This is a genomic window from Microcoleus sp. Pol12B3 (assembly GCF_036701355.1).
GTDB lineage: Bacteria > Cyanobacteriota > Cyanobacteriia > Cyanobacteriales > Microcoleaceae > Microcoleus.
Map to the genome: position 1 here is coordinate 1 of NZ_JAUBQS010000107.1, position 10,617 is coordinate 10,617.

Genomic DNA, 10,617 nt, shown 5'->3' on the forward strand with positions numbered 1-10,617 from the left:
ATATGAGGACGACCAGACATTGTAATTCTCTCCTTTACTTTTTACACAAGTCTATCACATCTTTAAAAAAATGGTATAAAATCAAATGTTTAAATTTACTATTACCATTAATACCTTAGCAATGGTTGATAATTAAAATATATGTTTGCAGCAATATTTATAGTTAAAAAAAACAATTTTGACGGTGAAGTCGCAGGTTTATGGAACTATGGATGTTAGTTAAAGATATTAATTGATCGGCGTTGCACAATTTGAGAGTTATTGTGGTGAGTAGGGTTAGGCGTCCCGCCTGCTTTGAAAATAAACGCCTTCGGTCTTATGAGTCCATCCACAAAAAAATCAAAATTATCCACTATTATGCAGCCCCAATTAACCACCTCATACGCTCTCTTTTACTCTACAAAAAGAAGCAGACCAGGGAGGGAGCATATAAAATCCCCTCGCGCCGAAGCTGGGCAGGGGAAATGGTGAATAAAATTATTGGTTTTCAATTATCCTTGTGTAGATCTCTTTTTGCAGTATCAAGAGGTATCGATCGAGCCAACGATCCATGTTGGCCAGTCGCTAAGATAATTTCCCGGTGGGAAACCGAGAAATTATCAACTAAATCAACCTTTTTTCTGGCGTTGAAGCTTAGTTTTCCAATTGGCGATATCCTTCTGAGCCTGCTGATAACTCTTAGTACCCGATGGCACCAGCGAAGCAGCTTCAACTGCCTCTTTCAGCTTTCCTTGGGAGCCGCGCAACTGAGCAATTTTGAGAATACTTTCGCTCCAGTCTCCAATTAACTGTTGAGCTTCTTCATACTTCGGCTGACCGGGTTGAATTTTATTAGCTTGCTGGATGCCTTTACTGTAAGAAGATGCAACCCCCCGCTTAATTTGACCCTTAGCAGCCGATAGCAAAGCAATATTTACATCCTGGTCTTTGGATAGCTCCTCCCACTGAGCGATCGCCTGTTTCGACTGATTGTAAACAGGCTTATTGACATCCGGCATCAATTTAGCCGCGCCGATCGCCCCCTGGAAATCGCCCCGAGCAGCCCGCCCGTTAGCTATATCCAAAATTGTCAAACTCCAGCGCTCAATATCCTGCTGAGCCTGGGGGTAGAGCGGATCGCTAGCCGGAATCGTTCGAGCCTTAACCACCGCTCTATTAAAACTAGAAGCCGAACCATCCTTGAGGAAAGTTTTCGCCTCAGCCCACACCTGCTGGCTCGATGGTGGTTGCTTGGTTCCAGTCCCTGCTTGCACCGCTCGCGGTTGGTTCTGTGACCCCCCAGTACCAATAAATTTTTGAGATCCAGAGTTTTGGCCATTTTCAGCAGGCGATCGAGGATCTCCTTCCTGCTGACCAATAAAAATTGATTTGTTCGTCACAAAAACACCCAACAGCAGCACCAAAGCCGTAGCTGAACTCCATAAAACTAGCTGCTGCAAAAATGACTTATCCGACCCCCCGTTATGCTCATCCTCCGGCTGTTGCAAGTTCGGTCGATCGCCCCCCCGATCGGCAGGGGCCACAGCATTTGGCTGCGACACAGGTGGCATCTCAACTGGGGAATCCTGAGCGTTGCGAACTGCCGGAGGCAGATCCATTCGAGCCGTAGCCGTCGCCATTTGCGGGCGATCGAACCCATCAGCCGTACCAACCGTCATATTGCCGTTGCGTCCGGCCAACGCAGCAGTTGGTACCCCTGAAGCATCCGGCAAAATCACCAAATTAGCCTTTCCTGGAGGATTCACTACCATCAAAGGTTCTTGTTTCGGACGCAAATGGTGGTCACACAGCTCCGGCAGTCGATCGCTCAAAAAACGGTCTAAACCCTTAATGGTCATGCACTGTCCCGAACGTAGCCCCTCCAAAAGCGCCGTCGTAAAAAACCCCTGACGCAAAGCCGAAGTTTCCCGCGAAACTTGATTCGGGCGGCAAGAAAGCACCGTTGGGATTTCCAGTTCCCGCGCCAGATCAACCGTTTGAGAGCCGATCGTTTCCCCCGCTTTCACAATCTGGCTGCGGTTCATATCAACCAGCACCAATACCGTTTCCGTAGGAGCGTTTTTCAGAGTATTCAACAGCAACTCTACCGGAATCCCCGTACCCTTAATGTCAGCCGGATTGCCGTCAACAGGCATCAAATAATCCTTACCTTCATGGCTGACACCGTAGCCGCTAAAAAAACACCAGAGTAAATCTCCCTGTTGCACATGTTCCGCGCAGAGGCTTCTGGTCAATCTCAGAATATTTTCCCGATTTGGATATGTAGATTGACCCCACAGCGACGGCGAGCTATCGGTCATCAGCAGACATCCATCCGGCGCAAAACCCGCCTCCTCAGTCAAAAAACCGTACAGCGCCTCTGCATCCTCTTGGGCATAACTCAAAGGCTGGAGTAACTGATATTGATTGATGCCTATTGCAATACAAGCGTGATTTTTCATCCCCATATGCCCTATATATAGTGGACAGCTTGCACAAAACGATAACACATAGCCGTTTAAGGTTATACCCACTTTCGCCAGCACTCAGAGAGCAGTTGTCCGAAGGCAGAACTCCCAACAAGCCCCCAATTTTAACATCCTAGAATTTTTAATTTTTATATAGCAGTGAAAAATTATACCCTGTGCCTGCCTTTAGAAAAATAAAGTTAAATTGGATACACAGGCCACACTATTTGACTCTAATTTTCACCAAACTACACCAAAAAGGAATAACCCGCCAATGGTCTCTACTGCCAAAAAAGAAATCTCCCCCCACAACGAATCGCTACTGAAGCAAAAGCATCCTAAAACTCACAGCCACTATAGGTTTCAGGATTTTTTTGCCTTCGATCGCCAGATGGGTACAATTGACGACTGGAATCAATCGCGCAACATTTTTACCAGTGAAGACTTCATTATCGGTTTGGTGGAGGGGCTCGAAGAAGAAGTCGGCCCCGCGTCCTCTGTCATCATGTATACTATTGGTTGCCAGTGGGGACTTCAAGATTCCGAATTTTTTCAAAAATGGTTTAGTGCCGAATTCAGCCAGAACATTCGCCAGTCAAATCTCATGTTTCTGCTAGAAACTTGGTGGTGGCCTTTCACGGCTCAAGGTTGGGGTCGCTGGGAAGTGGACATGAGCGATCGCAAACACGGCTGCATCTTCATCAACCTCTTTGACTCAGCAGTTGCTCGCACATTGGGAGACGTAGGCAAACCGGTTTGTCACCTATACGCCGGTTTGTTCGCCGGTTTCTTCGGCTCTTTAGTCAAAAAGCCTCTGAGCTGCATAGAACTCCAATGTTACTCAATGGGAGAAACCTATTGCAAGTTCCTGCTTGGCAACCCAGATAAAATTGATGCAGCAGCATTCTGGCTCAACGAAGGTGCCAACGCCCGCGATATTCAAAATCGACTGCAACACGGTGAAATATTGCGGTAAACAACCTGGAAAGGCACATCCCCTGCCCTGCCTTTCCTCCCACCAATTTCGCGATCGAAAGTGCGATGGTGGATTTCTCCAGGCAGGAAGAAAGATGAAAAGTCAAACTTCATGGTTGGACCAATCTGTCCAAGAATTCTTTGGTCACTATAATTGGCTGGGAAAATCTTTAGAAACCCCCAATGGTTCGACCCCCGGTCAACTTCTGAGTTTAACCCAGCCAGTAGCAGACTTTTTTCAAGCTATTTCTTGGGAAGGAATTCCGGAAGTAGGTGCCCTACCCCTACCGCCACCCTTGCCAGCAATTTCTATTTCTGAACAAGCAGAAGTCACCATTGATGACCTATTCGACCTGTTTTAATCTGTGTAAGGAATAGAAATGAAAAATAGGGCAATCCCTCATCCATCTTCCCTCACCACTGTTTCCTCATCCCTCAAAATCCATTAGTTAAATCCGTTACATCCCGTACATTGCTCGTTGCCGAACTTCCTTCCTTTTATCAATTACCGATTACCACTTAATTAAAATCATGCACCCTGAGATTGAGGCGCTGCTGGATCAGGCAGAAAACCGCTTTTTAAAAGGCGAAGAACTCATAAGTTTTAAGCGTCAAGCTGTAACTCTTGTCCAGCGCTTAAAAATTTACGAATTTTTGCGAGAGAAGGAAGCAAGCATCTTCCAACCAGTAGCCAACAAACTACAAGAAACGTTCCCCGACGAAAAACAAGAAACCTTAGAACGATCGCTCAAACACTGGGTTTTAGTCTTGCGATACTGTGCTATGGCTATGCTGCTGAACGATCGAAATTTTCTCGAACAGCGCCTTGTAGACTGGCTTTCCGGCATAGTCGAAGCCCACCAAACTCAAAAAATCGAAGCAACTGTTTGCAATCTGCTGCAAACTCGTTTAGAAGAATTGCTTTCCGAGCAAGCCCGGGCTATATTGCAACCATTTTTCGACCAAGCACAGTCAATTATTATTGACCAAGATAATAAATAATCTGCTTTCTTCCCAATTTCCAATTTCCAATTTCCAATTCCCCATTCCCCATTCCCAATTTCCGATGATTAATATTGCCGACTTACTCAAACAGCCCCGACTCCCTGGAAACTACTTTGCTAGCGATGCCTACGTCCGAGGCGACCTCGAACTCGGTCTCCTCGAAAACCGCCGGGGCGATCGGCTTTTAGCACTCCCAGAAACACTGATTCAAGCTATTTATATTGGCTTAGAACAAGAAACAGGTCAAGCCTCCCGCCTTGTGCTTTTCAACTGCGGTCGCTGGTGGGGTAAAAACTTCTACGTGCGTTTTTGCGAAGAAGTCAGCGAATACTACGGTCAGCCAGTTTCTGAAATGGAAATGGTAGAATTTATTCAGTCATTGCAGCAGTGTTGGAAAACTCATGGATGGGGAACATTTGAGCTTGACCCCAGCTATTCCGAACAGGGATTTTTAATAGTAAAAATTGCTAACTCTCTTTTTGCTAAAACAGCCCCCAAGTCTAAGCGACCAGCCTGTTTTCTAGAAGCAGGTATTTTAAGTTCGTTCTTTAGTCAGCTCACAGGTCGAGAACTCCACTGCCTGCAAACCTCCTGCGAATCATTAGGTTCGGACTGCAACCGCTTTATTTTAGGGCTGCGCGATCGCCTCCAACCAGCAGATTCTATGGTCGAAGAAGGAAAAGACCATGAAGCTATTCTCAGTCAACTTTGTCAAAAAAACTGACTTATTTGATAGCTATTACTTTGTTGCTAATAGCTGTCAAATCGATTTTTGGGCAGCCATATTATCGACCGTATCATCAAAACTGTGAGTTAAATTATAAAAAAGCTCGTGAGTTTAAAAATAAGGTTTTAGCAATTCAAATAAAACCTGATGAGAACTAGCAGCTAGAAACTTCATAACTTACTCTAGAAACTCTTAAAATTTAAAAGCCATCAAAACCTCAAACATTTTGCTAGAACTTAATGGACGCCAATGAACTTCTAACTCGATATGCAGCCGGCGAAAGAGATTTTAGACTGGCAAATCTGCGCGGCATTGTGTTGAGTCCGATCGATTTATACCGTTCCAGCGATGCCCCAACTCTAATTTTGGCAAACCTCAACCAACACCAGCAACGACCCTACTTAATCGGTGCTAACCTCAGCGGGGCAGACCTCACCAAAGCCCATCTGAGCCGAGCCAATCTCAGCAAAGCTGACCTCAGCGGAGCCAATCTCACCGGCGCCAACCTCATGGCAGCCAGTCTCAGCGGCGCCAATCTCATCGGAGCCAATCTCACCGGCGCCAACCTAGCTGGCTCTCACCTGAATTGGGCAAACCTGACCGGAGCAAATCTTCCCAATGCTAATCTCATAGGTGCAGATATGAGCGCCGCTAACATCACCAAAGCCGTTCTCACCGAGGCCAATCTCAGTAAAGCATATCTGATTAAAGCCAATCTCAACGGGGCAAACTTCAAAGATGCTTACTTAAGTCTAGCGAGTTTGAAAGAGGCAGACTTGACTGAAGCACAGCTCACCGGAGCCGAATTATCCAAAGCCAACCTAGCCGGAGCCAACTTAACCCGTGCAAACCTCAGCAAAGCCAACCTTTTGAAAGCTAATCTCAGGCGAGCTAACCTCACTCAAGCCTATTTAAACGGCGCGTGCTTGATTGGATCAGACCTTAGCGAAGCTTGCTTGGATAGAGCCAATTTGTGCAAAGCAGACCTCAGCAAAACCTACCTGAGAAACATTACTTTGAATGGCAGCCACTTAAGCGGTATCAACCTCAGCGGGGCCGACCTCAGCGGTGTAGACTTGAGCCGCAAACTTTTAACGGGAATTAATATGGCAGAGGCATTGTTGAACGAAGCCAACTTAAGCGGTGCTTATTTGATGGAAGCTAACTTGAGCGGGGCAAACCTCAGCAAAGCCAACTTGAGTCTAGCCTACCTGATCAATGCCGACCTGTCTAATTCTTGTCTGCATGAAATTAACTTGAGCAAAGCTAACCTGAGTAAAGCCAACTTGCAGAAAGCTGACTTGACAGGAGCCAACCTCCGGGGAGCCATTCTCACTGAGGCGGATTTGACGGGAGCGAAGTTGATTGGAGCCACTCTTCCTAACGGTACAGTTTATCGGTGTTAACTTATCAACCCCCTTGATTATTTGCCGAGTAATGTGCGGTTGATGTCCAGAATCGGAAAAAATAGGTTCCTTTCTTCCACCGTGAGATATTGCTTGAGAACCTTTTTCATCACATCGTAGGTCACGGTTGCACTATTTCTAACTTGAACAGCGCCTAAGATAGTTTGCAACCAAAGTAGTAGCCGATCGCGCAACCGTTCCGTATCATTAATCAATAGTGCTGCCGCCGAATGCCTCAACACCCGCACAATATCTCCACGGCACTTTTCAGTGACATCGTTAGCCCCCCGCCTAAATAAACTAGGGTCTAGAGACAGCATTTGTGCTTCCACCTGCCGCATAATTTCTGTTTCCGAGGCTTGAAGTTTTTTATAAGCACTCATCCGGTGATTCAAAGACTGAAAGTAGTCTTTCAAAAATTGGAGTTCTTCTGCACTGGCGTAGCGTCCGTCTGCTTCCATGCTCAAACGCGCAAGTTGGCTCAACATAGATTTTTCTCTACTACTAAAATACAAACATATCAGTTTTAAGCTTCTTTAGTCCGAACTAAATATTGTCCTACTTGAAAGCGGGTTTCATTAAGCTGTGTAACGATAGAACGAGTAATTAACTTTCCCGATTCTACAACTACTTGACCCGTAATTGGGTGTAGTAAATCTTGCTGGGCCCGGCGGCCTATCAGAGCTTCGACATTTTCAATAGCATTAATGTACATCCCCGCAGGCAACTGTACAACCACACCCTCGCCCATAATTTGAGCCTGACAAGCAAGTCGCGAATTGGCTCTAGCCGTAGTAATGACTTCCAACGTCCTTCTCTCGCGGCGGTTCATGTCCGACAAGCCTTCCATGCCTTCTTTAATGTAAACATGGCAGGTAGCGCACATTCCCCGCCCCCCGCATTCCTTGAGAACGTCTAAGTCTTTGGAAAGTAAGGCAGACAGGATATTTGATCGGGTTTCGACTGCTATTTCCTCCGCAATTGGATCTAGTTTAATAATTTTAACCATATTGATGTTTGCTCCTGTCAAGTTCAGTATTTAGCAAGTTACGATCAACTTATTTAAAGCGCAAAAAAATTTGGCTAACACTCAAAAAGGTTAAGATGCCTTGACGACAGCATTGGCTTCTGGCTCTCTAACCCCTAGGGGATAACCGCACTTCTGTTTTGGTCATATCACTGTACCCTCGCCCCGATTCTCCAGCTTAGCCTTGAAAAGCTAAAACCTTAGATACTTTCTGCATGGCATTGAAAAAACTGTAATAGTCGCGATCGACTAAAATAGCAGCCACAGGTAGTTCCCGAGCGGGTACCGACATCCGGCAAGATTGATAGTGATTCCGAAGCTCAACGATTTTAGTAGGTGCGAGTGTGCGATCGCTCTCAAGGAGGCTGAGAATAAACCTGAGATAACATAGGCTGTACCTGGCGAGCGATTCAAAAATTTGAATTTTTGTCAGAATTATTTACATATTTTAATACTAGCTCAAGCTTTTTCTATAATTAGACCGATGCAACATTCTAAGTACCGCATTTTAGGGCTAGTCGGACAAGGACAATTTGGTCGAGTCTTTTGTGCCAGCGTTCGAGAAGCTCCCGCCCAGGACTCCCGCCTCACCAGCCAACTGGTTGCTCTCAAAGAACTTAGTCATCAAAAAGCCCCAACTAGCGAATTCTTACGAGAATTGTGGTTTCTGATCACCTTGCAGCACCCCAATATTGTTACCTGCCGAGCTCTAGAACACACAGCTACAGGCAGGTACTTGGTTATGGATTACTGCGAGGGAGGAACCCTCCGCAACCTGCTCAAACAAGACCGCCCCTTGCGTCTGCTCGAAGGTTTACAGCTAGTTATGGAAGTTTTAGCAGGCTTAGACTACGCCCACCGCCGAGGCGTAGTTCACTGCGACATCAAACCCGAAAATATACTCCTAACTTTAGGAGCAAAAGGTTGGTCGCCCCGGCTTTCTGATTTTGGCATCGCGCGTCGGCTGCCAGAAATTGGTACCACTCGCCTCCACCAAGAAATTTCTCCCGACGCTACCGTAGGTTCCCCCGCTTACATGGCCCCTGAGCGGTTTTACGGTCTTTTTTCCCCGATGTCAGATATATATGCAGTAGGAATTCTGCTGTTTGAATTGCTAATGGGCTACCGCCCTTTCGGGGGAACCCCCGGAGACTTGAGGTGGGCGCACCTGAATCAGCGCTTGCAATTTCCCGACGCCATCCCCGAACCTTTGCAAGCAATAGTCAAAAAATCTTTAGAAAAGCTGCCAGCCCGCCGTTTTGCCAGTGCTTCCCAAATGGCTCAAGCTCTGCGGCTGATCATGTACGACCCCGCTGTCAGGCAATTGGGCGACTGCATTATTCCCTGGGAAAGCCCCACAACCAGCGGTGATAAAAGCTTGAAGTCTGAAACTGAGTCTTTGCTAGAAGTTGAACAGGAAAAAGCATCACTGTCGGCGATTAATTTACTTGGGACTGTGCGCTATGCGCTTTCGCAGCCCAAGCTACTGATACTTCCAGCACCGTTGACTGCTTTAATAGCCACTGAAACGTATCTCTATGCTGCTGTAGGTACAGAGGTGAAGGTTTGGTCTCAGCCGGAAAAACAGCTAGTTACAGGAGAAATGTCTACTTCTATTTCATTAATGCCGGAAATCGTGCGGGGCATTTTACCTGTTTCCCACGGCTGCTGCGTTCTCACTCCGCAAAAACTTTACTGGCTCAACGAAGACTCTTGGGAGCCTCAGTGCCTGCTCGATATGGGTTTGAGGCAAGGTCCAGATGCTTTTAAAGCTGCTGTTGACCCTCGCGGTCACTGGTTGACAGTAGCGGTTCCGGGAGAACTGCGTTTTTATTCTTTAGCTCGAAACAGCAGTGCGGGCGATCAGGAAAAAGCCTTGAAGCTGATCGCTACTGTGCCGTTACCGGAACATTATTTACCAGAATTAATTTTTTTGGATCGGCGACACGTCTTAGCAGTTTGGCCGGACAACGAACCAAAAAATCCCCAAACTATTTTTAGAGTTTACACTCGCCGCGGCACGCCGGTGGGTTCTGTGCGGTTGTCTGCCAGCGTCGGACAGATGCTGTTGACACCTGAGCCTTATACTTTGCTGGGAATTCCCCAAGGTGGTAAAGCTGCGGTGCTGTTGATGAAATTGTGGCCACTCAAGGTGGCGCGAATTCCCCTTGAAAGTTTGCCCGTATCTGCTTGTGTGGCTAATTGGGGATGGGTGTTGGCAGATGTTGGGGGGCAGATAGAAGTGTTAAACAGTCAAGGGATTCAAGTAGGGAATTTTAGCAGCCCTGCCTCACCCCGGGCGATAGCTCCTTGGGGGAATAGAGGTTTGGTCATTGCGGTCAATACTGAGGAAGAGAGTCACTTGCACTTTTTAGATGTAGATGTTGAGGAGACCAACTCGCGCTCGCTCATCAAAGGCTGATAACTGGGGTAACTGAAGGAGCTTCGGGGTGTAATTCAGGAGAGTGTATTTTTGCCGACGATCGATTCCTGGGAGTTTGATCCGGGTTAAAGTACCGTGTCGTGTCAACTTCTGGATTTTGAATCAGACGAATTGTTAAGAGCGATCGGCTCAATCTGAGACCCAAAAGTCCCTCAGTAAAGTTCAAGAAATGCAGACATACCTTACCTATATATGACTCATGCACCAGCCTGCTTCTGTCATCCTAACCCCATGATGCAGCCTCACAGCTTACACTCTAACCTTGCCTTACCTATACTCGAATTAAGGCCCATAATCATGTTGAACTACAGAGTTCTTCTACCCATGGGCGGGAGATTGTCAGGGCAAAAGCCGTATTTTGGTCGAAAAAAAGACCCCATAGTTAAAAGAGGAGTCAGCCAGCGGAGGTCGGAGCAGTGAAGGATAGCCAAAACCCTTGATGCGTATAGATTACAAAAAAAACAAAAAAATTTTCACAAAACGCTTGACAACACCTTGCGAAATAAGTATATTAATAAAGCGCCAGAAGAGAGGCGGTTCAAACAACCGCGAACTCAAGGCAAAAAACTGAACCTAGAAAAAAGAAT

Annotated in this window: 9 protein-coding genes; 6 read left to right on the forward strand and 3 right to left on the reverse strand. The window is 46.5% G+C overall.

Annotated elements, in window-relative coordinates; genetic code table 11:
* Nucleotides 1-608: 608 nt before the first annotated feature.
* Entirely contained in the window at nucleotides 609-2,441 is a 1,833-nt protein-coding gene (locus QUA53_RS27800; protein ID WP_333101013.1) for a peptidase C14, read from the reverse strand.
* A gap of 280 nt (nucleotides 2,442-2,721) precedes the next feature.
* Between QUA53_RS27800 and QUA53_RS27805 the strand changes: the two genes are divergently transcribed.
* The 5 genes from QUA53_RS27805 (at nucleotide 2,722) to QUA53_RS27825 (ending at nucleotide 6,560) form a co-directional block, all read left to right on the forward strand.
* Nucleotides 2,722-3,423, forward strand: coding sequence for a V4R domain-containing protein (locus QUA53_RS27805; RefSeq protein WP_333101012.1), 702 nt, complete (start codon nucleotides 2,722-2,724; stop codon nucleotides 3,421-3,423).
* A gap of 94 nt (nucleotides 3,424-3,517) precedes the next feature.
* Entirely contained in the window at nucleotides 3,518-3,784 is a 267-nt protein-coding gene (locus QUA53_RS27810; RefSeq protein ID WP_333101011.1) for a hypothetical protein, read from the forward strand.
* Between the two features lie 169 nt (nucleotides 3,785-3,953).
* Complete coding sequence (locus QUA53_RS27815; protein WP_333101009.1) at nucleotides 3,954-4,424, forward strand: phycobilisome protein; 471 nt, start codon at nucleotides 3,954-3,956, stop codon at nucleotides 4,422-4,424.
* A gap of 64 nt (nucleotides 4,425-4,488) precedes the next feature.
* Nucleotides 4,489-5,151, forward strand: a complete 663-nt coding sequence (locus QUA53_RS27820) for a V4R domain-containing protein (RefSeq protein WP_333101008.1) — start codon at nucleotides 4,489-4,491, stop codon at nucleotides 5,149-5,151.
* A 242-nt stretch (nucleotides 5,152-5,393) separates the two neighbouring features.
* On the forward strand, nucleotides 5,394-6,560 hold the full coding sequence (locus QUA53_RS27825; RefSeq protein ID WP_333101007.1) for a pentapeptide repeat-containing protein: 1,167 nt from the start codon (nucleotides 5,394-5,396) through the stop codon (nucleotides 6,558-6,560).
* Nucleotides 6,561-6,577: 17 nt separating this feature from the next.
* Here the strand turns inward: QUA53_RS27825 and QUA53_RS27830 are convergent, their stop codons facing one another.
* Both QUA53_RS27830 and QUA53_RS27835 read right to left on the reverse strand, forming a co-directional pair.
* Nucleotides 6,578-7,048 (reverse strand): phycobilisome protein, encoded by a 471-nt coding sequence (locus QUA53_RS27830; protein WP_333101006.1) that lies wholly within the window; start codon nucleotides 7,046-7,048, stop codon nucleotides 6,578-6,580.
* Between the two features lie 38 nt (nucleotides 7,049-7,086).
* Nucleotides 7,087-7,569: a 2Fe-2S iron-sulfur cluster-binding protein gene (locus QUA53_RS27835; protein ID WP_333042379.1), complete on the reverse strand. Its 483-nt coding sequence runs from the start codon at nucleotides 7,567-7,569 to the stop codon at nucleotides 7,087-7,089.
* 502 nt (nucleotides 7,570-8,071) lie between these two features.
* Here QUA53_RS27835 and QUA53_RS27840 point away from each other — a divergent pair.
* Nucleotides 8,072-10,009 carry a serine/threonine-protein kinase gene (locus tag QUA53_RS27840; protein WP_333101005.1) on the forward strand — a complete coding sequence of 646 codons (1,938 nt, stop codon included), beginning with the start codon at nucleotides 8,072-8,074 and terminating at the stop codon, nucleotides 10,007-10,009.
* Nucleotides 10,010-10,617: the final 608 nt, after the last annotated feature.